This window comes from Microbacterium sp. DMC48 (assembly GCF_056313825.1).
Genome location: NZ_JBQUZN010000006.1, coordinates 264,796 through 290,160, shown reverse-complemented (window position 1 = coordinate 290,160; position 25,365 = coordinate 264,796). Strand labels below are relative to the sequence as shown.

The 25,365-nt window shown below is 70.6% G+C and carries 23 protein-coding genes; 11 read left to right on the top strand and 12 right to left on the bottom strand.

Features of this window, described 5'->3' with window-relative positions; genetic code table 11:
* Positions 1 to 21: 21 nt before the first annotated feature.
* A complete protein-coding gene (locus ACT53O_RS13375) occupies positions 22 to 798 on the bottom strand; it encodes an electron transfer flavoprotein subunit beta/FixA family protein (RefSeq protein WP_476152934.1) in 777 nt (258 codons plus the stop codon).
* 154 nt (positions 799 to 952) lie between these two features.
* Here ACT53O_RS13375 and ACT53O_RS13370 point away from each other — a divergent pair, with 154 nt between their 5' ends.
* Positions 953 to 1,471 (top strand): MarR family winged helix-turn-helix transcriptional regulator, encoded by a 519-nt coding sequence (locus tag ACT53O_RS13370; RefSeq protein ID WP_036317544.1) that lies wholly within the window; start codon positions 953 to 955, stop codon positions 1,469 to 1,471.
* On the opposite strand, the gene ACT53O_RS13365 is transcribed toward ACT53O_RS13370, so the two are convergent.
* The 8 genes from ACT53O_RS13365 to ACT53O_RS13330 all read right to left on the bottom strand — a co-directional run bounded on the left by ACT53O_RS13365 (position 1,458) and on the right by ACT53O_RS13330 (position 10,832).
* Positions 1,458 to 2,234 (bottom strand): enoyl-CoA hydratase-related protein, encoded by a 777-nt coding sequence (locus ACT53O_RS13365; RefSeq protein ID WP_135948923.1) that lies wholly within the window; start codon positions 2,232 to 2,234, stop codon positions 1,458 to 1,460. The genes ACT53O_RS13370 and ACT53O_RS13365 overlap by 14 nt on opposite strands.
* 4 nt (positions 2,235 to 2,238) lie before the next feature.
* Positions 2,239 to 3,393, bottom strand: a complete 1,155-nt coding sequence (locus tag ACT53O_RS13360) for an acyl-CoA dehydrogenase family protein (protein ID WP_295776637.1) — start codon at positions 3,391 to 3,393, stop codon at positions 2,239 to 2,241.
* A gap of 99 nt (positions 3,394 to 3,492) precedes the next feature.
* Positions 3,493 to 4,662 (bottom strand): thiolase family protein, encoded by a 1,170-nt coding sequence (locus ACT53O_RS13355; protein ID WP_476152931.1) that lies wholly within the window; start codon positions 4,660 to 4,662, stop codon positions 3,493 to 3,495.
* Positions 4,663 to 4,668: 6 nt separating this feature from the next.
* Positions 4,669 to 5,871: a bifunctional 2-methylcitrate synthase/citrate synthase gene (locus ACT53O_RS13350; RefSeq protein ID WP_476152929.1), complete on the bottom strand. Its 1,203-nt coding sequence runs from the start codon at positions 5,869 to 5,871 to the stop codon at positions 4,669 to 4,671.
* A gap of 146 nt (positions 5,872 to 6,017) precedes the next feature.
* Positions 6,018 to 6,917 carry a methylisocitrate lyase gene (gene prpB, locus ACT53O_RS13345; protein ID WP_039414774.1) on the bottom strand — a complete coding sequence of 300 codons (900 nt, stop codon included), beginning with the start codon at positions 6,915 to 6,917 and terminating at the stop codon, positions 6,018 to 6,020.
* A complete protein-coding gene (locus tag ACT53O_RS13340) occupies positions 6,917 to 8,443 on the bottom strand; it encodes an MmgE/PrpD family protein (RefSeq protein WP_476152927.1) in 1,527 nt (508 codons plus the stop codon). Before ACT53O_RS13340 ends, prpB begins: the two co-directional genes overlap by 1 nt.
* The gene (locus ACT53O_RS13335; protein ID WP_039414768.1) at positions 8,440 to 9,069 is read right to left on the bottom strand and encodes a GntR family transcriptional regulator; all 630 of its coding nucleotides are present in this window, start codon (positions 9,067 to 9,069) and stop codon (positions 8,440 to 8,442) included. The genes ACT53O_RS13340 and ACT53O_RS13335 overlap by 4 nt, the downstream gene beginning before the upstream one ends.
* A gap of 104 nt (positions 9,070 to 9,173) precedes the next feature.
* Positions 9,174 to 10,832 carry a PucR family transcriptional regulator ligand-binding domain-containing protein gene (locus ACT53O_RS13330; RefSeq protein WP_476152925.1) on the bottom strand — a complete coding sequence of 553 codons (1,659 nt, stop codon included), beginning with the start codon at positions 10,830 to 10,832 and terminating at the stop codon, positions 9,174 to 9,176.
* 136 nt (positions 10,833 to 10,968) lie between these two features.
* Here ACT53O_RS13330 and ACT53O_RS13325 point away from each other — a divergent pair, with 136 nt between their 5' ends.
* The 3 genes from ACT53O_RS13325 to ACT53O_RS13315 are packed head-to-tail and all read left to right on the top strand — an operon-like array spanning position 10,969 to position 15,282.
* Entirely contained in the window at positions 10,969 to 12,456 is a 1,488-nt protein-coding gene (locus ACT53O_RS13325) for a CoA-acylating methylmalonate-semialdehyde dehydrogenase (protein ID WP_135948916.1), read from the top strand.
* 25 nt (positions 12,457 to 12,481) lie between these two features.
* Positions 12,482 to 13,849 (top strand): aminotransferase class III-fold pyridoxal phosphate-dependent enzyme, encoded by a 1,368-nt coding sequence (locus ACT53O_RS13320; RefSeq protein WP_476152923.1) that lies wholly within the window; start codon positions 12,482 to 12,484, stop codon positions 13,847 to 13,849.
* Positions 13,846 to 15,282 carry a gamma-aminobutyraldehyde dehydrogenase gene (locus tag ACT53O_RS13315; RefSeq protein ID WP_476152921.1) on the top strand — a complete coding sequence of 479 codons (1,437 nt, stop codon included), beginning with the start codon at positions 13,846 to 13,848 and terminating at the stop codon, positions 15,280 to 15,282. The genes ACT53O_RS13320 and ACT53O_RS13315 overlap by 4 nt, the downstream gene beginning before the upstream one ends.
* A 28-nt stretch (positions 15,283 to 15,310) precedes the next feature.
* Here the strand turns inward: ACT53O_RS13315 and ACT53O_RS13310 are convergent, their stop codons facing one another.
* Positions 15,311 to 15,937, bottom strand: a complete 627-nt coding sequence (locus ACT53O_RS13310) for a TetR/AcrR family transcriptional regulator (RefSeq protein ID WP_347417864.1) — start codon at positions 15,935 to 15,937, stop codon at positions 15,311 to 15,313.
* A 147-nt stretch (positions 15,938 to 16,084) separates the two neighbouring features.
* On the opposite strand from ACT53O_RS13310, the gene ACT53O_RS13305 reads away from it, so the two are divergent.
* Both ACT53O_RS13305 and ACT53O_RS13300 read left to right on the top strand, forming a co-directional pair.
* Positions 16,085 to 16,810, top strand: a complete 726-nt coding sequence (locus ACT53O_RS13305) for a hemerythrin domain-containing protein (RefSeq protein WP_476152919.1) — start codon at positions 16,085 to 16,087, stop codon at positions 16,808 to 16,810.
* On the top strand, positions 16,807 to 17,235 hold the full coding sequence (locus tag ACT53O_RS13300) for a BphX family protein (protein WP_476152917.1): 429 nt from the start codon (positions 16,807 to 16,809) through the stop codon (positions 17,233 to 17,235). Before ACT53O_RS13305 ends, ACT53O_RS13300 begins: the two co-directional genes overlap by 4 nt.
* Here ACT53O_RS13300 and ACT53O_RS13295 read toward each other — a convergent pair.
* Positions 17,222 to 17,845: a TetR/AcrR family transcriptional regulator gene (locus ACT53O_RS13295; RefSeq protein ID WP_476152915.1), complete on the bottom strand. Its 624-nt coding sequence runs from the start codon at positions 17,843 to 17,845 to the stop codon at positions 17,222 to 17,224. The genes ACT53O_RS13300 and ACT53O_RS13295 overlap by 14 nt on opposite strands.
* Positions 17,846 to 17,921: 76 nt before the next feature.
* Between ACT53O_RS13295 and ACT53O_RS13290 the strand changes: the two genes are divergently transcribed.
* The 5 genes from ACT53O_RS13290 to ACT53O_RS13270 all read left to right on the top strand — a co-directional run bounded on the left by ACT53O_RS13290 (position 17,922) and on the right by ACT53O_RS13270 (position 24,030).
* Positions 17,922 to 18,971, top strand: a complete 1,050-nt coding sequence (locus tag ACT53O_RS13290; protein WP_476152913.1) for an agmatine deiminase family protein — start codon at positions 17,922 to 17,924, stop codon at positions 18,969 to 18,971.
* Positions 18,968 to 20,710, top strand: a complete 1,743-nt coding sequence (locus ACT53O_RS13285) for an amidase (protein WP_476152911.1) — start codon at positions 18,968 to 18,970, stop codon at positions 20,708 to 20,710. Before ACT53O_RS13290 ends, ACT53O_RS13285 begins: the two co-directional genes overlap by 4 nt.
* Complete coding sequence (locus tag ACT53O_RS13280; protein WP_476152909.1) at positions 20,707 to 22,083, top strand: pyridoxal phosphate-dependent decarboxylase family protein; 1,377 nt, start codon at positions 20,707 to 20,709, stop codon at positions 22,081 to 22,083. The genes ACT53O_RS13285 and ACT53O_RS13280 overlap by 4 nt, the downstream gene beginning before the upstream one ends.
* An 85-nt stretch (positions 22,084 to 22,168) precedes the next feature.
* Positions 22,169 to 22,651 carry an Lrp/AsnC family transcriptional regulator gene (locus tag ACT53O_RS13275; RefSeq protein WP_036319660.1) on the top strand — a complete coding sequence of 161 codons (483 nt, stop codon included), beginning with the start codon at positions 22,169 to 22,171 and terminating at the stop codon, positions 22,649 to 22,651.
* A complete protein-coding gene (locus tag ACT53O_RS13270) occupies positions 22,648 to 24,030 on the top strand; it encodes an aspartate aminotransferase family protein (RefSeq protein WP_135948908.1) in 1,383 nt (460 codons plus the stop codon). The genes ACT53O_RS13275 and ACT53O_RS13270 overlap by 4 nt, the downstream gene beginning before the upstream one ends.
* 121 nt (positions 24,031 to 24,151) lie before the next feature.
* On the opposite strand, the gene ald is transcribed toward ACT53O_RS13270, so the two are convergent.
* The gene (ald, locus tag ACT53O_RS13265) at positions 24,152 to 25,225 is read right to left on the bottom strand and encodes an alanine dehydrogenase (protein ID WP_036319666.1); all 1,074 of its coding nucleotides are present in this window, start codon (positions 25,223 to 25,225) and stop codon (positions 24,152 to 24,154) included.
* Positions 25,226 to 25,365: the final 140 nt, after the last annotated feature.

The following is a 25,365-nucleotide window of genomic DNA, read 5'->3' as shown; positions in this document are numbered from 1 at the left end:
TCATCGTTCCCAGCACCGTTCTCAGGCCAGTCGGTTCTCGACGAGGAAGGCGGCGAGCTTGTCGCCCGCGTCGCCCTCATCCACGATCTTGATTCCCGCACCGCGCGGAGGCTTCTCGGCGACCGCCGTCATGATCGACTGCGCGGCCGCGGACGGGTCGACGTCGACGCCGAGGTCGGCCAGCGACACGGTCTCGAACGGCTTCTTCTTCGCCGCCATGATGCCCTTGAAGTTCGGGAACCGGGCATCCGGGAGGGCTTCGGTGATCGAGATGACGGCCGGCAGCGTCGCACTGACCTGCGCGGTGCCGAAGTCGGTGGCGCGCGTGCCGGTGATCTCCCCCTCGCCGATCGTGACCGACGACAGCGCGGTCGCCTGCGGCACCTGCAGGTGCTCGGCGATCATCGCCGGAAGGACGCCGCCGGTGCCGTCGGTGGAGAGATTGCCGGTGATGACCAGGTCGAACCCGGCTCGCCGCACCGCAGCGGCGAGCACGGCCGCGGTCACGCCCAGATCTGCGCCGGCCAGCGCCGGGTCGACGACCTGCAGAGCGGATGTCGCGCCCATCGCGAGCCCCTTGCGGATGGTGGCCGCAGCCTCCTCCGATGCCATCGAGACGACAGCGACCTCCGTGCCGGGGTGGGCGTCGGCATACGACAGCGCCACCTCCAGTGCGCGCTCCCCGATCTCATCGAGCACGCGCTCAGAGGCCGAGCGCTCGGCGAGACCGGTCTCGAGGTCGAGCTTGCGGTCGCCGTAGGTGTCGGGGACTTCTTTGACCAGCACCACGATCTTCATCGGTTCTCCTTGCGACGCATTCATTCTAGAAGGTGCGACTCAGTATCGCATCCGTTGAGACTCAGGATCATCCGTGGGGACGGATCGAGGTCCGCGCTAGCGTGAGACCAGCGCGCACGGCACTCCGGGCGCCGAGCCGTTCGAGGAGATGCCCGTGAGCCGCACGCCGTCGTCGCCACGCGATCCGATCGCAGAGGCCCGCCGCCAGTGGGTGGCGCACGGCTGGGTCGACGCCGCGGCAGGGATGACGGCGGTGACGAGCATCATGCGGGCGCACCAGATTCTGCTCGCGCGCGTCGACGAGGCCCTGAAGCCGTTCTCGCTCACGTTCGCCCGCTACGAACTGCTGACGCTGCTGAGTTTCACCCGTGACGGACGGATGCCGCTGTCGTCGGCGGCGAGCCGCTTGCAAGTGCACCCGACGAGCGTGACGAACACCGTCGACCGCCTTGAAGCGGCCGGGCTCGTCGCGCGCGAGCCGCACCCCGGCGATCGTCGGGCGACGCTGGTCGCCCTGACGAGGGCGGGGCGTGACCTCGCGGCTCAGGCCACCGCGGCGCTCAACGACGCCGTGTTCGCCGCGCCCGGCCTGACAGCCGACGACGTGGAAGACCTCGTCGCGATCGTCGCCCGACTGCGCCGGTCGGCGGGCGATGTCGTCAGCGATTCGTGAATCGCGGCGCACGCTTCTCCCGGAAGGCGGCCATGCCCTCCTTCTGGTCGTCCAGCGCGAACAGTGATGTGAAGACCTGCTTCTCGAAGCGCAGCCCCTCGGCGGCGGCGGTCTCCAGCGAGGCGCGCAGCGACTCCTTGGCGGCGTACAGGACGGGAAGCGACTTCGCGGCGATCTGCTCGGCCATCGCTTCTGCCTCTGCGAGCAGGTCGGCGGCGGGCACGATGCGGGAGACCAGGCCGGCCCGCTCGGCTTCGGCGGCATCCATCATCCGTCCGGTGAGCACGAGCTCTGCCGCCTTGTAGTAACCGATCGCACGCGGCAGACGCTGCGTGCCGCCGAGGCCGGGGATGACGCCGAGAGTGATCTCGGGCTGACCGAAGCGGGCGGTGTCGGCAGCCAGGATGATGTCGCACGCCATCGCCAGCTCGCAGCCGCCTCCGAGCGCGTACCCCGCGACGGCCGCGATGACGGGCGTGCGCACGCGCGAGAAGGCCTCGAGGCCCACGAAGGGGTTGCGCAGCGACATCTCGACGGCAGAGCGGTCCTCCATCTGCTTGATGTCGGCGCCGGCGGCGAAGGCGCGCTCCGAGCCGGTGACGACGATGCAACCGATCTGCTCGTCGGCATCGAACGCGGCCGCCGCGGCGGCGAGTTCTTCGACCAGGGTCGAGTTCAGCGCGTTGAGCGCCTCGGGCCGGTTCAGGGTGATCCATCCGACGCGGCCGCGGGTGGAGACGAGGATCGTGGAGTAGTCGCTCATGTGCTCATGCTCCCAGAACGTCGCGACCGATGATGACCCGCATGATCTCGTTCGTGCCCTCCAGGATCTGATGCACACGAAGATCGCGCACCACCTTCTCGATCCCGTACTCCTGCAGATACCCGTAGCCGCCGTGCAGCTGCAGCGCCCGGTTGGCCACCTCGAAGCCGGCGTCGGTGGCGAAGCGCTTGGCCATGGCGCACTGCACGGCGACGTCGTCGGCACGGGCGTCGATCGCGCGAGCCGCGTCGCGCACCATCGCCCGGGCCGCCTGCAGCTGCGTGGCCATGTCGGCGAGGGCGAACACGACGCTCTGCCGTTCGGCGAGGGCCTCGCCGAACGTGAACCGCTCGTGCACGTAGCGCACGGCACGATCGAGCGCCCACTGGGCGCCGCCGACGGAGCAGGCCGCGATGTTGACCCGCCCCCCGTTGAGCCCGCTCATCGCGATGCGGAACCCCTCGCCCACGCCGCCCAGCAGAGCGGATGCCGGCACCCGCACCTCGTCGAGGATCACCTGACGGGTGGGCTGCGCGTTCCACCCCATCTTGCGCTCGTGGGGTCCGAAGCTCAGACCCTCGGCATCCGCCGGCACCAGGAAGGCGCTGATGCCCCGCGCACCGGGCTCGCCGGTGCGGGCCATGACGACATAGACCGCCGCCTCCCCCGCCCCGGAGATGAACTGCTTGACCCCGGTGAGCACATAGCCGTCGCCGTCGGCGATCGCGCTGGTCGTGATGGCCGCGGCATCCGAGCCCGCGCCGGGCTCCGTGAGGCAGTAGGCGCCGAGGTCGCGAAGCGTGATCAGACGCGGCAGCCACTGCTCGCGCTGCGCCGGAGTGCCGTAGCTGTCGATCATCCAGGCGACCATGTTGTGGATGCTGATGTACGCGGCGATCGTGGGATCGCCCATCGACAGCTGCTCGAAGACGAGTGCGGCGTCCTCACGCGTCAGCGCGGTGCCGCCGACGTCCTCACGTACGTACAGCCCTCCGAGGCCGAGTTCGCCGGCGTCGGCGAGCACATCCCGCGGAAAGTGCTTGTCGCGATCCCATTCCAGCGCGTGCGGCTCCAGCCGCGTCCGGGCGAAGTCGCGGACGGCTTCGAGGATGGCTCCCCGCTCATCGGCGGAGAGGGAAGGGGACACAGTCATGCTCATCGCGTCACGTCCTTGTGAAACAGATCGACAGCCGGAAGTGCGCCCGGTAGGGCACAGCGATCATTTTACATGGACGTCCTAGTAAATGGACGCGGCGTTCTACAGCCGTTCGATGATGGTGGCGTTCGCCATGCCCCCGCCCTCGCACATGGTCTGCAGTCCGTACCGTCCGCCGGTGGACTCGAGGTGCGCGAGGAGCGTACCGAGAAGTCGCGTGCCGCTGGAGCCGAGCGCGTGCCCGAGGGCGATCGCGCCGCCCCAGGGGTTGAGCTTGGCGGCATCCGCGCCGAGTTCGGCAGCCCACGCGAGCGGCACCGGGGCGAACGCCTCGTTGACCTCGTACGCGTCGAGATCGTCGATCGTCAGTCCACCGCGCTCCAGCACGCGACGTGTCGCGGGAATCGGCCCCGTGAGCATCATCAGAGGGTCGTCGCCGACGACGGAGAAGGCGTGGAAGCGCGCTCGCGGCGTGAGCCCGAGCTCGCGCGCCTTCTGCTCGCTCATGATGAGGACGGCGGAGGCGCCGTCGGTCAGCGGAGAAGAGTTGCCGGGTGTGATCAGCCAGTCGATCTCGGGAAAGCGCTCCGCCATGGCATCGGTGCGGAAGGCCGGCGCGAGGCCGGAAAGACCTGCGACGGTGGTGCCCGGGCGCACCGTCTCGTCGATCTCGACACCGTCGACGGCCAGCAGCTGCGAGGCGAATCTGCCCTGGACCTGCGCCTCGGCAGCGCGTTCGTGCGACTCGGCCGCGTACGCGTCGAGCTCGTCGCGCGAGAAGCCCCAGCGCGCCGCGATCAGCTCGGCCGACACGCCCTGGTTCACGAGTCCGTCGGGATAGCGCGCGTGCAACCCCGGTGAGAAGGGTGAACCGGCGACGGATGCCGCGACCCCGAGAGGCACGCGGCTCATCGATTCGACGCCGCCGGCGATGACGATGTCGTACTGTCCGGCCGTGACGCCCTGCGCCGCGAACTGCGCGGCCTGCTGGCTCGATCCGCACTGCCGATCGATCGTCGTCGCCGGAACGCGCTCGTCGAATCCAGCCGCGAGCACCGCCTGACGCGCGATGTTCATCGTCTGTTCGCCGACCTGGCTGACGCAGCCGAGCAGCACGTCGTCGATCTGCGCCGATTCCAGGCCGTTGCGCTCGAGCGTCGCCCGCAGCACCAGCGCGGCGAGGTCGACGGGATGGATGCCGCTGAGCGCGCCCCCCGGCTTGCCACGGCCGGACGGGGTGCGGACGGCGTCGACGATGACCGCGGTACGCACGAGCGCTCAGCCCTCGGCTTCGGCGGCGCGCAGCGAGATCGTCGAGGTGCCGGCCTCGTCGACGAACCCCTCGATGTGACGCTCGTCCACGCCGCTGTAGGCCGACAGCGGACGGATAAGCGCGTTGGATGCCGCCTGTTCCATGATGTGCGCCGTCCACCCCACGACCCGCGCCGCAACGAACAGCGGAGTGAAGGTCAGGGTGTCGAAGCCCATCAGGTTGTACGCCGGCCCCGACGGGTAGTCGAGGTTCGGGTAGATGCCCTTACGGGCGACGAACTCGCGCTCCAGCGTCGCGTAGAGGGCCTCGACATCGGGACGGTCGTAGTACGTGATGAGCGTGTCGAGCGCAGCTTTCATCGTGGGCACGCGCGAGTCGCCGTGCTTGTAGACGCGGTGACCGAAGCCCATGATCTTGCGCTTCTCGGCGAGAGCCCGCTCGAGCCAGGGCGCCACGTTGTCGGCGTCGCCGATCTCGTCGAAGATGTGCAGCACGGCTTCGTTGGCCCCGCCGTGCAGCGGCCCCTTGAGCGCTCCGATCGCGCCGACCACGGCCGAGTACAGGTCGCTGAGGGTGGAGGTGATCACCCGCGCCGTGAAGGTGGACGCGTTGAACGAGTGCTCCGCGTACAGGATCATCGAGCGGTTGAACGCGTCGACCACGACCGGGTCGAACTCTTCGCCGAAGGTCATCCAGAGGAAATTCGCTGCGTAATCGAGATCGTCGCGCGGGGCGATGAGCTCTTCACCGCGGCGGCGACGCTGCCCGTAGGCGACGATCGCCGGCAGCGCGGCGAACAGGCGGATGCTGCGCTCGAGGTTCTCGTCGCGAGACCCGCTCGCATCGAGCACGGACCCGGTGCCGGCAAGCTCGCGCGCGCCCAGCACGCTCACCGCCGAGCGCACCTCATCCATCGGGTGGGCATCGGTCGGGGTCAGATCGATCACGGCCTTGACGTCGTCGGCGAGACTCCGGTGCTGCCGCTCGGTGGCTCGGAGCGCGGCGAGCTGCTCGCCGGTCGGCAACTCGCCGTTCCACAGCAGGTACGCGACCGCTTCGGCCGACTGCGTAGCGGCCAGCTCGTGCACCGGATAGCCGCGGTAGAGCAGCGAGTTGGTCTCCGGGTTGACCTTGCTGATGGCGGTCGCATCGGCGACGACGCCCGCGAGCCCCTTGTGGATCTGGGGCGGGGTCTGCTGGTCGCTCATGACTGCTCCTTTGCACGTGCGGGCCGGTTGCGGCTGCAACCATGTCCCAGTTTCTGTCCTGTGGATGCCCCGATTGCGACCTCTTGTGGGACATGGTCGGTCGCAAGTGGGACGAGGGTCAAGGGGAGGGGAGGGTGAAGGGGTGATCAGCGGGTGATCTGAAAGTTGAAGACGTTCGCGTCGAACTGGTTGTACGACGGGTAGTCGATGAGGTCGTACAGGTCGGCGCGGTGCTGCATCTCACCCAGGCGCGAGGTCAGATGTCCCTCGTCGTTCAGGGTATCCAGCGCACGGGATGCCGCACCCATCGCGATCCGCAGCAGCGAGACGGGCCAGATGACGATCTGCACGCCCGCATCGCGGAGCTGGTCGACGCTGAACAGATCGCTCTTACCGAACTCGGTCATGTTCGCCAGCACGGGCACGTCGACGGCGGCGCACACGGCGGCGAACTCCGCGAGGTCGCGCATCGCCTCGGGGAAGATCGCGTCGGCCCCGGCATCCACGAGCGCCTTGGCCCGATCGATGGCGGCGTCCAGCCCCTCGATGGCGCGGATGTCGGTGCGCGCCATGATGAGGAAGTTCGGGTCGCGGCGGGCGTCGACGGCGGCGCGGATGCGCTGGAGGGCGGTGTCGGTGTCGACGACCTGTTTGCCGTCGAGGTGACCGCAGCGCTTGGGGTTCACCTGGTCTTCGATGTGCGTGCCCGACAGCCCCGCGTCTTCCAGCGTCTGGATGGTCCGCGCGACGTTCATGGGCTCGCCGAAGCCGGTGTCGGCGTCGATGATGGCGGGAAGCTCGGTCATGCGGGCGATCTGCTGACCGCGACCGGCGACCTCGGTCAGCGTCGTCAGACCGATGTCCGGAAGCCCCAGATCGGCACTCAGCACCGCCCCCGAGATGTAGACGCCCTCGAAGCCCTTCTGCTCGATCATCCGGGCCGACAGCGGGTTGAACGCTCCGGGAAAACGGACGAGCTCACCCGCCCGCAGGCGCTCGCGCAGCAGGCGCCGCTTCTCGGATGCCGGGGTCTGGCTGTACAGCATCAGAACAGCCCCTTCGGGCTCGCCACCGCGGCCAGCACGCCGACGCGGGCGACGATGTTGAGCTCGCGCACCTCGTCGACGGTCAGCTCGGCAAGCCGCTCGGCCAGGGCCAGGAACCGCTCGATCTCGGCGGGCTCGAGCACCGGCTCGGCGAGCAGACGGAACTTGCGCACGTAGTCGGCGCGAGCGAACGGGCGCGCACCCAGCGGGTGGGCGTCGGCGACCGCGATCTCGTCCACGATCGTCGAACCGTCCGCGAGGCGGATCTCCACGCGGCCCCCGAACGCCTTCTCATCGGGGTCCTCGGAGTGGTAGCGGCGCGTCCACTCGGCATCCTCCGCCGTGGTGATCTTGTGCCACAGCGCAACCGTGTCCTCGCGGGCGGCGCGAGCGGGCAGGTACGAGTCGACGTGATGCCACCCGCCGTCCTGCAGTGCGACGGCGAAGATGTAGGGAATCGAGTGGTCGAGGGTCTCGCGAGAGGCGGTCGGGTCGTACTTCTGCGGATCGTTCGCGCCGGAGCCGATCACGTAGTGGGTGTGATGGCTGGTGTGCAGCACGATGCTCTCGACGGTGGCGGGATCGGCGAGCTCGGGGTGGGAGCTGTGAAGCTTGCGCGCGAGGTCGATCCACGCCTGCGCCTGATACTCGGCGGAGTGCTCCTTCGTATAGGAGTCGAGGATCGCGCGCTTGGGCTCGCCGGGCGCGGGAAGCGGCACGTCGTACGCGGCGTCCTTGCCGTCGAGCATCCAGGCGATCACGCCGTCTTCGCCCTCGTAGATCGGGGACGGCGAGGTCTGTCCGCGCATCGCGCGGTCGACGGCTTCGACCGCCATCTTGCCGGCAAAGGCGGGGGCGTGCGCCTTCCAGGTGGAGATCTCACCCTTGCGCGACTGCCGCGTCGCGGTGGTCGTGTGCAGGGCCTGCGCGACGGCCTGGGCGATCGTGTCGGCGTCGAGACCCAGCAGCGTGCCGATGCCGGCCGCCGCCGACGGGCCCAGGTGCGCGACGTGATCGATCTTGTGCTTGTGCAGGCTGATGGCGCGCACGAGATCCATCTGGATCTCGTATCCGGTCGCGATGGCGCGCACCAGCGCCGCGCCGTCGGCGCCGACGTGCTGGGCGACGGCGGCGATCGGCGGGATGTTGTCGCCGGGGTGCGAATACTCCGCAGCGAGGAACGTGTCGTGATAGTCGAGTTCGCGCACCGCCACACCGTTCGCCCACGCCGCCCACTCGGGGCTCGTGTGCACCGTGTTCGGCTCGCCGAACACCGTGGCGCCCGCCCCTCCCCGCGAGACCGGGTGATCGAGCGCCTGGGCGCGCGCCGCGGTGACGGGGCCGCGGGTGAGGGATGCCGCGGCCACCGCCGCGTTGTCGATGACGCGGTTGATGATCATCTCGACGACGTCGGACTCGACGGCCACCGGGTCGGCGGCGACCTCGGCGATCTTGTGCGCGAGCTGGTCCTCGCGGGCGAGGTTCTCTTCGCTCCGGTGCACACGGACGTGGTGGATGACGGTCATGGGGTTCCTTCCAGCGAGGCGAGGATCGCGACGAGCGCGTTGTGCAGGTGGACATGGGTGGCGTGCGCGGCGAGGTCGGCGTCGCCGGCGGCGACGGCGGACGCGATCAGTCGGTGCTCGGCGACGGATGCCGCCAGGCGTGCGGGGTTGTCGCGCGCGAGCCGGCGGACCCGGACGAGGTGGGTCCGCACCGTCTTGAGGGCCGCGGTCAGATAGTCGTTGGCGACGGCCGCGTCGAGGGCGTCGTCGAAGCGGGCGATGAGGGCGTAGTAGGCGTCGGGGTCGGCGGCGGCATCCGTCCGCGCGAACTCACCGGCCAGCGCAGCGAACAGATCGGCATCGGCCCCGCGTGCGGCGAGGCGTGCAGCCGTCTCCTCCAGGGCGCGACGCACCTCGAAGAGCTCTCGGATGTCGCCGGCATCGATGTCGCTGACCACGGTGAGCCGCGGCGACGGTTGCACGACGAGGCCGTCGGCGAGCAGGCGCCCCAGCGCTTCACGCAGCGGCGTGCGGCTCACCCCCAGGCGCACCGACTGCTCGACTTCGGCCAGCACCGCTCCGGGCGCCAGCACGCCGGACTGGATCTCGTCGAGCAGCGCCCGGTAGGCACGGTCACTGGCACGCACGCGGTCTCCTCTCGACCCTCCGATTGTATACACGGAGGATCAATAATGAAAGGAGGCGGCCTCTTTCGGCGACTAATGCATACAGAGTGTGAGGCGTGCCCTGCTCACCCGCCCGCGTGGAGCCGGTGGGTCAACACGGCGACATGGAGAGCGGCGACCTGCTCGCCATCGTCGAAGTCGACGCCGAGAAGGTCTTCGAGCAGGGCGATGCGCTGATAGAACACCGAGCGCGACAGGTGCGCCGCTTCGGCGGCCGCCGTGCGGTTGGACGGGTGCGCGAGCAGCGCCGTCAGCACGTCGAGAAGGTCGCCGCCCCGAGCACGGGTCTCGGCCAGCAACGGATCGAGCATCCGCTCCGCATGAGCGACGAGGCGGTGATCGTCGCGCAACGCCGCGACCACCCGGGTGAGGGGACGCTCCGCCACACGCCTCCCGTCCGCGCCCCGGCGGGAGGAGCCGCGCAACCCCTCGTCGGCGCCGACGAGGTCGATGGTTTCGCGCAGACCCGCGACGAGCGCACCCACCGCGCGCTCGTACTCGGCTGCGGGCTCGAGCGCGGGAACGACCGTGCCCGGGCCGAGCACGACGCGCGCCCGCGCCGACGTCGACCCCGCCCGCAGGGCGTCCTCGAGTGCGACGGTGAAGGCGTCGGCCCGGTTGTCAGCGGCACTCGTCGCGCGGCCCGCCACGGCGAGGATCAGGGGCGTACGCACCAGGGCGGACCCGTCGTCGACGGTCGTGCTCGTGCCGCACACGACGCGCGCGCCGATCGCCGCAGCGGCGATGTCGGCGGCCGCCGCGACCGCGACCGCGTCGCCGCCCTGGCCCGACGACACGAGCGCGACTGCGGCGAAGGCCACCGTGCCGACGAGCGGCATGCCCGCGGCATCCAGTCGAGCCGCCACCGCGGACAGACCGGTGAATCGTCCGTCGATCAGCGAGTCGACCACGCGGCGCCGTCCCAGCCGCGACCACTCCTCACCGCCGGGATCGGCGAGTCTGCCCAGGGCGAGCGCGGTGGCAGCCTGCTCGAGTACGGCGTCGCGTCCCGCGAGGTGGGCGGGGCCGGGCAGCGCCACGAGCCATCCCCATCTGATGCCGCGGGCTTCCACGGGCACGATCGTCCGCCCGTCCCGGTCGGGCGCCGCGGCGGCCGACCGGGATCGGCGCGCCCAGTCGCGAAGTGTGCGGGTCTCGGCGGCTCCGCCGACGTGAGCGACGACGACCTCGTGACCGACGGTCTCCAAGACGACGGGAGCGGCCAGCGTGAGCCCCACCTGTTCGACGATGAACTCCGTCGGCGCACCGCGCAGCGCGAGCCCCGTGAACAGTGTGCGCACCGCGTCGCGGGCTTCCAGCGCCGCCGTCTGATCGGCGATGATCCGGCGGTGCACGGCCTCGGTGATGGTGACGAACTTCACCTCGCGGTGCAGCACGATCAGGGCGATGTCGGCGCTGCGCGCGGCGTCGGCCAGAACCGCCGGCACGTAGCGGTAGTGGGCGCCCAGCTCGAGCACGATGCCCGCGGCACCCACCTCGGCCAGCTGCGTGACGAACAGCGCCAGCCTCCGGGGATCGTCGGGCCATCCCGATCCGGTGGACAGCAGCAGCTCGCCGCCTTCGAGCAGTCGCGCGACGTCCGCACTGTCGGAGACGTGCACCCAGCGCACGGATGCCTCCAGCGCGGCACCGCCCACGACCACGACCGGCGCACCGGGGGTGAAGGCATCGAGCGTCAGCACCTCGGAGACGGTGGGGAGCACGGCGGGAAGATCCGCGGTCGGACGTTCTGTCCGAGAACCGTCCACATCGCGACGATCAGACACCTGCATCTCCCCCCTGCGCTCCGTCAGCATAAGCATGTCACGACCCGGTCGAACTGTCCGAACAGGAGCCCCCATGGACCTCATCCGTCATCACGTCGCCGGCCAGTCCGTCGGATCTGCCGAGCGCACGGGGCCCGTCTACGATCCCGCGACCGGTGCCGTACAGGCCGAGGTGGCCTTCGCCTCGACCGCCGAGACGGATGCCGCGATCGCGGCGGCCGCGGCGGCGCTGCCGGCCTGGCGCGCCACGAGCCTCATCAAGCGGGCCGACGTCTTCTTCCGCCTCCGCCACCTGCTGGTCGAACGCGCCGACGAGCTGGCCGCGATCATCACCGCCGAGCACGGCAAGGTGCTCTCCGACGCGAAGGGCGAGATCAGCCGCGGCATCGAGAACGTCGAGTTCGCGGCGGGACTGGTCCACCTTCTGAAGGGCGAGCACGCCGAACAGGTCTCGCGCGGCGTCGACGTGCACTCGGTGAAGCAGCCGGTGGGCGTGGTGGGCGCGATCACGCCGTTCAACTTCCCCGTGATGGTGCCGCTGTGGATGACGGCATCCGCGATCGCCTGCGGCAACACGGTCGTCCTCAAGCCGAGCGAGAAGGACCCCTCCGCCGCCCTCTTCCTGGCGCGTCTGTACGAGGAAGCGGGCCTTCCCGCCGGCGTGCTGAACGTCGTGCAGGGCGACAAGGTGGCCGTCGACGCGATCCTCGACTCCCCCACCGTGCGTGCCGTCAGCTTCGTGGGCTCGACTCCGATCGCCCGCTCGATCTACGAGCGCGCCGCCGCCGCGGGCAAGCGCGTGCAGGCTCTCGGCGGCGCGAAGAACCACATGGTCGTCATGCCCGACGCCGACCTGGATGCCGCGGCCGACGCCGCCGTCTCGGCCGCGTACGGCTCGGCCGGCGAGCGCTGCATGGCCGTGTCCGTTCTCGTCGCGGTGGGTGACGAGGTCGCCGATGCGCTCGTGGAGAAGGTCGCCGAGCGCATCGCGGGCCTGACGATCGGACCGGGCACGGATGCGGCGAGCGAGATGGGACCGCTCATCACCCGCGAGCACCGCGACAAGGTGGCCTCCTACGTCGCCGGCGCCGCCGCGGAGGGTGCGACGGTCGTCGTCGACGGCACCGCGCAGCGCTTCGAGGGCGACGGCTTCTTCATCGGCGTCTCGCTCGTCGACCGGGTCGCTCCCGGCATGAAGGTCTACGACGAGGAGATCTTCGGTCCGGTGCTCTCCGTCGCCCGCGTGGCGACGTACGACGAGGCGGTCGCCCTCGTCAATGCGAGCCCGTTCGCCAACGGCACCGCGGTGTTCACGCGCGACGGCGGCACCGCCCGCCAGTTCGAGTTCGACATCGAAGTCGGTATGGTCGGCATCAACGTGCCGATCCCGGTGCCGGTGGGCGCGTTCTCGTTCGGCGGCTGGCGCAACTCGCTGTTCGGCGACACGCACATCTACGGCCCCGAGTCGATCCACTTCTACACGCGGAGCAAGGTCGTGACGACCCGCTGGCCCGACCCCAGCGAGAGCCAGATCAGCCTGGGCTTCCCGAGCAACCACTGAGTCCGCGGCATCCGAAGGAGACATCATGAGCACCATCGACCCCGTCGCCGACCCGGCGGCCGACGCCGCGGTCCGCGGCGACGACCGCAGCCACGTGTTCCACTCGTGGAGCGCGCAGGCGCTCATCGACCCGCTGCCGGTCGCGGGAGGTGCGGGCGCGACGTTCTGGGACTACGCCGGAAACAGCTACCTCGACTTCTCGTCACAGCTGGTGAACCTCAACCTCGGCCACCAGCACCCCGACCTGGTCGCGGCGATCCAGGAGCAAGCCGGGCGCCTCGCCACGATCCAGCCGTCGATGGCCAACGACACGCGCGGCGAGCTGGCGCGCCGCATCAGTGAGATCGCTCCCGACGGCTTCTCGAAGGTCTTCTTCACCAACGGCGGGGCCGATGCCAACGAGAACGCGGTGCGCATGGCGCGCCTGGTCACCGGCAAGCGCAAGGTGCTGGCGATGTACCGCAGCTACCACGGCAACACCTCGACCGCCATCACGCTGACCGGTGACCCACGCCGGTGGGCGAACGAGCCGGCCGATGCGTCCGTCGTGCACTTCTTCGGGCCCTACGCCTACCGCTCGCCGTTCCACGCGGCCTCCCCCGAGCAGGAGACGGAGCGTGCGCTCGCGCACCTCGAGCAGACGATCATCCTGGAGGGCGCCTCGACGATCGGCGCGATCATCATCGAGTCGGTCGTGGGCACCAACGGCGTGCTGATCCCGCCGCCCGGCTACCTGCCCGGCGTGCGCGAGCTCTGCGATCGCTACGGCATCGTCTACATCGCCGACGAGGTCATGGTCGGTTTCGGACGCCTCGGCACCTGGTGGGGGTTCGAGAACTTCGACGTCGTGCCCGACCTCATCACCTTCGCGAAGGGCGTGAACTCGGGCTACGTGCCGCTGGGCGGCGTCGTCATCTCCGACCGGATCGCCGCGCACTTCGACACGGTCTCCTTCCCGGGAGGGCTGACCTACTCCGGTCACCCGCTGGCCTGCGCCCCGGGTGTGGCGACCTTCGAGGTCTTCCGGCGCGACGGCATCCTGGAGCGGGTCCGCGACCTCGGCGAGCGCGTCGTACGTCCGCGACTGGAGCAGATGGCCGCGCGGCATCCGTCCGTCGGAGAGGTGCGCGGCCTCGGTCTGTTCTGGGCGATCGAGCTCGTGCGCGACCGCGAGAGCCGCGAGCCGCTGGTTCCGTTCAATGCGGCGGGGGCAGACGCCGCGCCGATGGCCGCGTTCGCGGCGGCGTGCAAGAAGGCGGGCCTGTGGCCGTTCACGCACTTCAACCGCGTGCACGTGGCACCCCCGCTGATCGTCTCGGAGGACGACCTGGTGCGCGGCCTCGACATCATCGACCGCGCCCTGGAGGTCACCGACGCCGAGGCGGCGTCGTGACCGGGGCGCAGGCCGTGCTCCGCAACGTCATCGACGGGGCACCGGTCGCCTCTGCCGGCGCGTCGCTGCCGCTCGTCAGCCCCGTGACCGGCGAGGTGTACGGCCACGCTCCGGTGTCGACGGCGGAGGAGGTGGATGCCGCGTTCGCGGCGGCATCCCGCGCCTTCGAGACGTGGAAGCGCACGACGCCCGCGCAGCGCCAGCTGCTGCTGTTCCGGCTCGCGGATGCGCTGGAGGCGCGGGCCGACGAGTTCGCCGATCTGGAGTCGCAGGACACGGGCAAGCCCCGCGCGAACCTGGTCGCCGACGAGATCGTCCAGTCCGTCGATCAGCTCCGCTTCTTCGCGGGTGCCGCCCGCGACCTGGACGGGCGGGCGGCGGCCGAGTACGCGGAGGGGTTCACGTCGTACGTGCGCCGCGAGCCGATCGGCGTCGTCGCCCAGGTGACGCCGTGGAACTACCCGCTGAACATGGCCGTGTGGAAGATCGGGCCGGCTCTCGCGGCCGGCAACACCGTCGTGCTGAAGCCGAGCGAGACGACGCCCCAGACGACCGTGCGCCTCGCTGAGATCGCCGCCGAGATCTTGCCCGCCGGGGTCTTCAACGTCGTCCTCGGCGACCGGGAGACCGGCCGGATGCTGGTGGAGCACCCGACCCCGCAGCTGGTCGCGATCACCGGTTCGGTGCGCGCGGGCATGCAGGTGGCCGCTTCGGCCGCGCAGGACCTCAAGCGTGTGCACCTGGAGCTCGGCGGCAAGGCGCCGGCCCTCGTCTTCGCCGACGCCGACCTCGACCGCGCCGCCCGCGGCATCGTGGAGGCCGCGTTCTTCAACGCCGGACAGGATTGCACCGCCGCGACGCGCGTACTCGTGGATGCCGCCGTGCACGACGAGCTGGTCGCCACGCTCGTCGCCCACACCCGCGATCACGCGAAGACGGGCGCGCCGGACGACCCGGATGCCTTCTTCGGGCCGGTGAACAACCCCGACCAGCTCGCGCGCGTGGAGGGTTTCGTCGATCGCCTCCCCGCGCACGCGACGATCGCGATCGGCGGCCGCCGCCAGGGCGATGCCGGCTGCTTCTTCGAGGCGACGATCGTCACGGGCGTCCGCCAGGACGACGAGGTCGTACAGCAGGAGATCTTCGGCCCCGTGCTCACGGTGCAGCCGTTCGCGTCGGAAGAGGAAGCGCTCGCGCTGGCGAACGGCGTGCCGTACGCCCTCGCGGCATCCGTCTGGACGCGCGAGCACGCGCGGGCGCTGCGGTTCTCGCGCGACCTCGACTTCGGCTGCGTCTGGATCAACGCGCACATCCCGTTCGTCTCGGATATGCCCCACGGCGGCTTCAAGCACTCCGGGTACGGCAAGGACCTCTCGGTCTACGGCTTCGAGGACTACACCCGCCTCAAGCACGTCATGGCGAGCCTGGACTGACGCGAGGGCACGTCGGCGTCGGCGTTCGTCAGCCGGCGACAGCCCGCCGCAGCTCGGCGGCGAGCCACTCCCGGTAACGCTCTGCGCTCCAGCCGGCCTCGCGGAAGTGCAGGTACGTGTCGGTGGAGACGAGCATCGTGACCAACGCCGTCGCGTCGTCGCTTCGGTCCGGCGGCACGACGCCGCGCGCGGCCAGCAGGGCGACACCCTCGCGGATGCTGCGAAGACGACGTTCGTCGATCGCCGCGTACACGTCGCGGACGGCCGGGTCGGCGTCCGCGGCGGCGCGCAGCGTCCGCAGCAGCGCGGCGATGCGCGCGTTCGCGGCGGTCATGAACGCCGCGTACATCGCGATGAGCCGCTCAGGATCGGGCTCCGCGATGATCTGCTGCATCGGGTCGGTGTCGTTCAGCGACGCCCAGCCCTCACGATCCGCAAGGGCGCGCTCGTACGCCGCGGCCAGGAGCGCATGCTTCGGCCCGTGCAGATTGACCGTCTGCACCGACACGCCCGCCGCAGCGGCGATCGCCTTCAGCGACGTGGCGGCGTAGCCGTCGCGGACGAACAGCTCCGCGGCGGCATCCACGATCCGCGCCCGCGTCGCCGCCGCTTCGGCCTCGCGCAACGGCGACGCGTACGGCTTTCTCCCGCTCATCGTGCCCCCTTCGACGTCCACTGTAGTCGGCATTGACTAGATTGCCGATCTAATGAATAGTGTGACGCACAACCCATTTCCCGAGAGGAATCCTCGTGCCGTCTCTCCTTGCCGCCCCTGCCGCGGCCCGCACACAGGTCCGGCGCCGTGGCTGCTGAACGCCTTCCGGCGACCGGATCACCCACCGAGCCCCACGCCGACCCCCGGTCGGGCTCGTGGGGATGCGACACCGCCGACGTCGTGATGTTCCACCGCTTCCTGCGCATGGCCTTCCGCGATGCGGGGAGCGTCGTCGACGCCGTGGCCGACGGCGACCGCCGCCGCACGACGATCGCCGTGCGGCATCTGCGCCAGATCGCCCACGCACTGGAGAGCCACCACCACGGCGAGGACATGTTCCTCTGGGACGACCTCGAGCGGCGCTCACCGGCGTGCGCCCTCCACGTCGGGCAGATGCGCGCCCAGCACGCAGAGATCGAGAAGCACCTGACCGCTCTCGGCGCGAGCGTCGACGCCTGGCGTGCCAGCGCGCGACGCCGCGAGGCCATCGCGGTGCGGGAGCAGCTCGACCGTCTCACTGCGGCGCTCGACGATCATCTCGGCCAGGAAGAGATCGACATTCTGCCGGTCGCCGCCACGTCCTTCACGCCGGCGGAGTGGGGGCGCCTCGAACACCACGGACGGCGCACGGTGCCGCCGCGGTGGCTGTTCATCCAGCTGGGATTCATGCTCGAGTCCATGCCTGCCGCCGAGCAGGGGGCGTTCCTTCGGGCACTGCCCGCTCCCGCCCGAGCCGCCTGGAGGCTGGTCGGACGCTCGTCGTTCCGCAGACACCGCGCCCGCTTGTTCCCGGCGAGGAGAACCACGACATGAAGAGTCTCACCTGGTGGTATCGCGTGACGGGCGTGGTCTACGTTCTTCTCGGTCTCAGCTGGCTCCCCGTCGTCACCATGGCCACGGTGAGCCAGAAGATCCCCGACTTCGACGGTACCCCCGGGGGCACCGCAGTGACGGGGTTCGCCGACTGGATGCTGGTGTTCAGCCTCGACCTGTTGGTTCTCGGCGCGTTCCTCCTGGTCGGCTCACGCCGCCCGATGGCCTGGCTGCCGCTGCTCTGGCTGACGATCGCGCTGGGCGTCGTCCGCGGCATCGCCGACGACGTCTACATGATCACGCGCGGGTACCCACCCCTGCCGTTCCTCGGGTTCATCATCCTGCACGCGGCGATCATCGCGTGGGGAGTGCTCGCCTGGCGCGGCGTGCGAAGACAGACCGGCGCCCGACTCAGTCCGCGCTGAGAGCACCGACCTCGACGCGCAGCAGTCCCGCGACGGCTCGTCGCAGCGGCGAGACGGGATCGATGTCCGACCCCCACCCCACGAGCCCGTGGGCACCGAGCCCGTCGATCATCGCCAGCAGATGCCAGGCGAGCGGCTCCGGATCGGCCATCGGAATCACTCCGGCATCCATTCCCCGCGCGATCTCGGCGGCGATCACGGCACGCCAGGCATCCATCGCCGTGCGCACCCGCTCGGCGAGCGGGGCGTTGCGCGTGCCGAGCGCCCACGCCTGCACCCAGACGAGCGTGACGTCCCGGCGGTGCGGGTCGAGCGTCTCGCGCAGCATCGCCCCCAGTCGTGCCGGCGCGGGCGCGTCGGGAAGCAGCGCGCGCACCTCGTCGAGCTCGGCCGAGACGATGTCGAAGAACGTGTCGGCAACCAGGTCGTCCATGCTCGGGATGTAGTGGGCGACCAACCCGGAGGCCACACCCACCCGCGCGGCGACGGCGCGCAGCGTGACCGCGTCCAGCCCCTCGGCGAGCGCGATCTCGCGCGCGGCGCGGGCGATCTGCTCCCGGCGCTGCTCGGCGCTCAATCGTGCGCGTCCGGTGGTTGACGTCTGCGGCATCGACTCGGTAGCCTCCGATGAGTTGATCATGTGATCAATAAGCTACTCCAGAACCGGACGAGAGTCGAGGATGCCGATGAGCTGGCGCATGCCGAGCGAGACCGCGCCGCACACGCGCACATGGATGGCCTTCCCGGTGGAGGGCCCGACCCTGGGCGACACCGACGCGGAACGCGAAGAGGGGTACGCGGCGTGGACGGAGGTCGCCGCGGCCATCGCCCGGTTCGAGCCGGTCACCATGGTCGTCGACCCGTCCGAGCTCGCGCGCGCCCGGCGGATGCTGCCCGGCGAGGTCGCGATCCTCGAGGCCCCCGTCGACGAGTTCTGGATGCGCGATCACGGCCCGACCTTCGTCGTGGACGACGAGCGCCCCGGCATCCTGGGCGCCGTCGACTGGATCTTCAACGGCTGGGGCGCACACGACTGGGCGCGCTGGGAACGCTCTGCCGAGCACGCCCGCATCGTCGCGGCCGAGGTCGGCGCAGAACTCATCTCCTCGACGCTGGTCGCCGAGGGCGGCGGCTTCCACGTCGACGGCGAGGGCACGGTGCTGCTGACCGACACGGTGCAGCTCGATCCGCGCCGCAACCCCTACGCCGATCGCGCGCGCGTCGAGGCGGAGTTCGCCCGCACCCTCGGCACGACGACGGCGATCTGGCTTCCGCGCGGCCTCACCCGCGACTACGACGACTTCGGCACGAACGGCCACGTCGACATCGTGGCGACCTTCCCCTCTCCGGGCCGCGTGCTGCTGCACACCCAGCGCGATGCGGCACACCCCGACCACGCCGTCAGCGCGGCGCTGCGCGAGCTGCTCGCCGGCCAGACCGATGCCGCCGGACGCCGCCTCGAGATCGTCGAGCTGCCCGCGCCGGCGACCCTGCGCGACGACGAGGGCTTCGTCGACTGGAGCTACGTCAACCACCTCGTCGTCAATGCCGGCGTCATCGCCTGCGGCTTCGGTGAGGACAGAGCGGATGCCGAGGCCCGCGCGATCCTGGCCGATGCGTACCCGGGGCGCGAGATCGTCACGGTCGACGCCCGCCCGATCTTCGCGCGCGGCGGCGGCATCCACTGCATCACTCAGCAGCAGCCGGCGCTCGGCGGGCAGGAGGTCCGGCGATGATCGACGTCGTCGAAGCCTCGATCGCCGAGCTGCGCACCGCCCTCGAGACGGGGCGCACGACCGCCGTCGAGCTCGTCGAGGCCTACCTCGCGCGCGTCGACGCCTACGACGGACCCGACACCGCGACCGCGCTCAACGCGGTCGTCGTGCGCAACCCCGACGCGCAGGCGGAAGCAGCCGCCTCCGACGCCCGCCGGGCCCGCGGCGAGGTGCTCTCGCCGTTGGACGGCATCCCCTACACCGCGAAGGACAGCTACCTCGTCCGCGGGCTGACCGCGGCATCCGGCTCCCCCGCCTTCGCCACACTCGTCGCGCAGCGCGACGCCTTCACGATCGAGCGGCTGCGCGCCGGGGGTGCCATCTGCCTGGGGCTGACCAACATGCCGCCGATGGCCGGCGGCGGCATGCAGCGCGGGCTCTACGGCCGCGCCGAGAGCCCCTACGCCGCCGATTGGCTCACCGCCCCGTTCGCCTCGGGCTCCTCGAACGGCTCCGGAACGGCGACGGCGGCCTCGTTCGCCGCGTTCGGCCTCGGCGAAGAGACCTGGTCGAGCGGACGCGGGCCGGCCTCGAACAACGCGCTGTGCGCCTACACACCCTCGCGCGGCGTCATCTCCACACGCGGCAACTGGCCGCTGGTGCCCACGCAAGACGTCGTCGTGCCGCACGCGCGCACGATGGCCGATCTGCTGGAGATCCTCGACGTCATCGTCGCGGACGACCCCGACACGCGCGGCGACTTCTGGCGGACACAGCCGTGGGTGCCGCTGCCGCGCCCGTCCGCGGTGCGCCCCGCGTCGTACCCCGCCCTGGCCGACGGCGCGACGCCTGCGGGACGGCGGATCGGCGTGCCCCGTATGTACATCAACGCCGACCCGGATGCCGGGACCGCTCCGACACCCGGCATCGGCGGGCCGACCGGACAGCGCATCGAGACGCGCGCGTCGATCATCGCACTGTGGGAGAAGACCCGCGCGGCGCTGACCGCCGCCGGGGCGGAAGTCGTCGATGTCGACTTCCCGGCCGTGTCGAACTACGAAGGCGACCGGCCCGGAGCGCCGACGATCTTCACCCGGGGGCTCGTGACCCGCGCCTACCTGGATCGCGAGATCCTCGACCTGTCGGCGTGGTCGTGGGACGACTTCCTCGCCGCCAACGGCGACCCGAAGCTGCACACGCTCGCCGACGTCGACGGCGCGCTGATCTTCCCGCACCCCGCCGGCGCCCTCCCCGACCGCTACGACGGCTTCGACGACGACCTGCCGAGCTATCCCGACTGGGTGCGAGCGCACCCGGGCGTCACCTGGCGCGACATGCCCGAGCTCGAAGACGGCCTTCGCGGCCTGGAGCGCACGCGAGAGGTCGACCTGGAGGAGTGGATGGACGGCCTCGGCCTCGACGCCGTCGTCTTCCCCGCCGTCGCCGATGTCGGCCCCGCCGACATGGACGTGAACCCCGCCTCCGCCGACCTCGGTTGGCGCAACGGCGTCTGGGTCGCCAACGGCAACCTCGCGATCCGCCACCTCGGCATCCCGACGGTGACCGTTCCGCTCGGGCTGATGGACGACATCCGGATGCCGGTGGGACTCACGATCGCCGGGCGCTCCGGCGACGATGCCGCCCTGCTGCGGCTCGGGTGCGCGATCGAGACACTGACCGACGAGCGGCCGGTGCCGCCGCGGACTCCCGCCCTCCCGGCATCCACCCCCGCCCCTTCTTCCTCCGAGGATCATTCATGACCGATGCCGCCCGCATGCACGACGTCACCGCCGAGACCCGGCGCATCGTCGACCTGGTGCTCGACTACTCGCGCGAGCGCCTGCTCGCCCAGGACACCCCGCTGGACAAGCCGCTGCCCGCCGCGGAACTCAGCCGACTGGCGGGGCGGACGATCTCCGAAGAGGGGGTCGGCGCCGAGCGTGCGCTCGGCGTGTTCACGCACGTCCTGGCCCCCGCCTGCATCACGACCGACGACCCGCGGTACCTCTCGTTCATCCCGACCGCGCCCACGAAGGCGGCCGCGGCCTTCGACCTCGTCGTGTCGGCGAGCGCCCTCTACGGCGGCTCCTGGCTGGAGGGCGCCGGCGCCGTGCACGCCGAGAACGAGGTGCTGCGCTGGCTGGCCGACGAGTTCGGCCTGCCGGCATCCGCGGGAGGCGTCTTCGTGCAGGGCGGCACGCTCGGCAACCTGTCCGCGCTCGTCGCCGCGCGCGAGGCGGCGCGCGCGCACCGGACCGACACCGGTGCCGCCGCGCCGACCCGCTGGGCGGTCGTCTGCAGCTCGCAGGCGCACTCCTCCATCGCGTCGGCGGCGCGCGTCATGGACGTCGACGTCATCACGGTGCCGACGGATGCCGACGGCGTGCTGCGCGGCGAGGCCGTCGCGGCGGTGCTCGCCGACGTGCAGGAGCGGGTCTTCGCCGTCGTCGCGACGGCCGGCTCGACCAACTTCGGCATCGTCGACGACATCGCCGGTGTCGCGGCGGCAGCCCACGCCCACGGGATCTGGCTGCACGTCGACGGCGCCTACGGCCTCGCCGGCATGCTCTCGCCCCTCGCCCGCCACCTGTACGCCGGAGTCGAGCAGGCCGACTCGGTGATCGTCGATCCGCACAAGTGGCTGTTCGCCCCGTTCGATGCGTGCGCGCTCATCTACCGCGACCCCGAGCAGGGCCGACGCGCGCACACCCAGCACGCGGAGTACCTCGACACCCTGACCGACCGCTCCGACTACAGCCCCTCCGACTACGCCGCACACCTCACCCGTCGCGCCCGCGGCCTGCCGCTGTGGTTCTCGCTGGCCACGCACGGCGCGGCCGCGTACCGCGAGGCCGTCAGCGCCTCGATCGTGCTGGCCCGTCGGATCGCGGATGAGATCGAGGCGCGCTCCGGCTTCTCGCTGGTGCGCCGGCCGCAGCTGGGCGTGGTCGTGTTCGAGCGCGACGGCTGGACGCGCGCCGACTACGAGGCCTGGTCGCAGCGCCTCCTCGACGTGCAGCACGCGTTCGTGACGCCGTCGAGCCACGATGGCCGCCCCAACGCCCGGTTCGCGATCCTGAACCCCCGCACCACGTTCGACGACCTCACCGGCATCCTCGACACCATGCGCTGAGCGCCGCACGTCGCACGGGAGCCCGCCCGGTGACGCCTGAATCAGTCTTGATTATTCACTGCCGCGATTGATATCGTCGCCGATCATGCCTCAAACGACGGAAACCGCACCTTCGCGCCGACAGCCGCTGGATGCCGCATCCAAAGCGATCATCGAGCAGCTGCAGGAGGACGGGCGCCGACCCTACGCCGAGATCGCGAAGGCCGTCGGCCTCAGCGAGGCCGCCACGCGCCAGCGCGTACAGAAGCTCGTCGACCAGGGCGTGATGCAGATCGTGGCCGTCACCGACCCGCTCCAGCTCGGCTTCGCCCGTCAGGCGATGATCGGCATCCGGGTCGCCGGCGACACCCGCGGCATCGCCGCGCGGCTGTCGACCCTGCCCGGCATCAGCTATGTGGTGTCGACGGCGGGCTCGTTCGATCTGCTCGTCGAGGTCGTCTGCGAGAACGACGACGACCTCATGGACCTGCTCAACGAGCAGATCCGCGCCCTTCCCGAGGTGGTCTCGACCGAGACCTTCGTCTACCTCAAACTCCACCGTCAGCTCTACAACTGGGGGACACGATGACCATCGACGACGCCGACCTGCAGGCCAAGGCCCGCGACCACCTCTGGATGCATTTCGCACGCCAGTCGGTGATGACCGAGGGCTCCGGAGTGCCCATCATCGTCAAGGGCGAGGGGCACCACATCTGGGACTCCCGCGGCAAGCGCTACATCGACGGGCTCGCCGGCCTGTTCGTCGTCAACGCCGGCCACGGACGCTCCCGCATCGCCCAGGCCGCGGCGAAACAGGCGGAGGAGCTCGCGTTCTTCCCGCTCTGGTCGTACGCACACCCCTCGGGCATCGAGGCCGCCGACCGCATCGCGAACCTCGCGCCCGGCGACCTCAACCACGTCTTCTTCTCCACGGGCGGCGGCGAGGCGGTCGAGACCGCGTTCAAGCTCGCCAAGCACTACTGGAAGCTGCAGGGAAAGCCCACCAAGCACAAGGTCATCTCCCGTGCCATCGCGTACCACGGCACCACGCAGGGCGCCCTCGCGATCACCGGCCTGCCCGTCATGAAGCACATGTTCGAGCCCGTCACCCCGGGCGGCTTCCGCGTGCCCAACACCAACTACTATCGAGCCGCGGAGTCCGGCTTCGGCGGGGGGACGCCCGAGGAGTTCGGCCTGTGGGCGGCCGACCGCATCGAGCAGATGATCCAGTTCGAGGGTCCCGAGACGGTCGCCGCCGTGTTCCTCGAGCCCGTGCAGAACGCGGGCGGATGCTTCCCCGCTCCCGCGGGCTACTTCCAGCGGGTGCGTGAGATCTGCGACCGCTACGACGTGCTGCTCGTCTCCGACGAGGTCATCTGCGCCTTCGGGCGCCTGGGCCACTATTTCGGCGCGCAGGCCTACGACTACCAGCCCGACATGATCACGTTCGCGAAGGCCGTCACCAGCGGCTACGCGCCGCTGGGCGGCACGATCGTGAGCGACCGCGTCTACGAGCCCTTCGCGCACGGCGATCTGTCGTTCCCGCACGGCTACACCTTCGGCGGCCACCCCGTGTCGGCTGCCGTCGCCCTGGAGAACCTCGACGTGTTCGAGGAGGAGAAGCTGCTGGAGAACGTCCGCGAGAACTCGCCCGTCTTCCGCGCCACGCTCGAGAAGCTCCTCGACCTGCCGATCGTCGGCGACGTGCGCGGCGACGGCTACTTCTTCGGCATCGAGCTGGTCAAGGACAAGGCCACGAAGGAGACCTTCGACGACGACGAGTCGGAGCGGCTGCTGCGCGGCTTCCTCTCCAAGGCGCTGTTCGACGCGGGCCTGTACTGCCGCGCCGACGATCGCGGCGACCCGGTGATCCAGCTCGCCCCGCCGCTGACCATCGGCCCGGCCGAGTTCACCGAAATCGAGCAGATCCTGCGCTCCGTGCTCACAGAAGCCTGGTCCCGCCTCTGACCCCTCTCCCCCACCCCGCCGCTCGCGAGCCGCCATCTTCTCGCCGAGCCGCCATGTTTCGACACGCGAAAACATGGCGGCTCGGCAGAAACGTCGCGGCTCGCGAGCCTGGTGGGCGAGGTCAGGCGAGGATGCGGGTGTCGATGACCTCGCCGCCGCGGATCGACAGACCCGCACGCAGCGAGGCGTCGGCCTCGAGCGCCGCATCGGTGCCGCGATCGGCGAGCGCGAGCGTGTACCGCAGCGTCGCGTTGGTGAGAGCGAGGGTCGAGGTCAACGGCACCGCTCCCGGCATGTTGGCGACGGCGTAGTAGATGGCGTCGTGCACCCGGTAGGTCGGATCGGTGTGCGTGGTCGCATGCGTGCCCTCGAAGCAGCCACCCTGGTCGACCGCGATGTCCACGAGCACCGAGCCCGGGCGCATGCGCTCGACCATGTCGAGCGTCACGAGCTTGGGCGCCGCCGCGCCGGGCACCAGCACCGAGCCGATGACGAGGTCGGCGTCGGCAACGAGGTCGGCAATCGTCGAACGCGTCGACACGCGCGTGTCGACGCGGCCGTCGAAACGCTCGTCGAGCCGGCGCAGCTGCGGGATCGACAGGTCGACGATGGTCACGTGCGCGCCGAGTCCCACGGCCATCTGTGCGGCGTGGGTGCCGGCGACGCCGCCACCGATCACGACGACACGGCCGCGCGGTGTGCCGGGCACGCCACCGAGCAGGATGCCGCGTCCCCCGGCCGGACCGAGCAGCTGCTGCGCGCCCACCTGCACCGACAGTCGACCGGCGATCTCGCTCATCGGGGCCAGCAGCGGCAGCGACCGGTCGGGCAGCTGCACCGTCTCGTAGGCGATGGCGGTGGTCCCGGCATCCAGGAGAGCGGTCGTCAGCGCCGGCGCGGCGGCCAGATGCAGGTAGGTGAACAGCGTCAGGTCTGAGCGCAGGAAGCCGTACTCGGGCGCGATCGGCTCCTTGACCTTCACGAGAAGGTCCGCGCCGCCCCAGACTTCGGCGGCCTCGGCCACGATCTCGGCCCCAGCGGCGCGATAGGCGTCGTCGCTGAACCCCGACCCGACGCCGGCTCCGCTCTGGATGAGCACCCGGTGGCCGTGTGCAGAGAGCTCGTCGACCCCCGTGGGCGTCATGCCGACGCGGCGCTCACTGTCTTTGATCTCTGTGGGAACACCGATGATCATGGGCGGGACTCCTTCGACATGGTCCGCGGGAAAGGGAGTGGAGCGGTGCAGCGCGATCACGATGTCAGCCCTCCGGACGGTCGACAAGGGCCGCCGAAGATTCGTTCAAACTTGCGGATCTCGTCGAACTATGCTCGGCA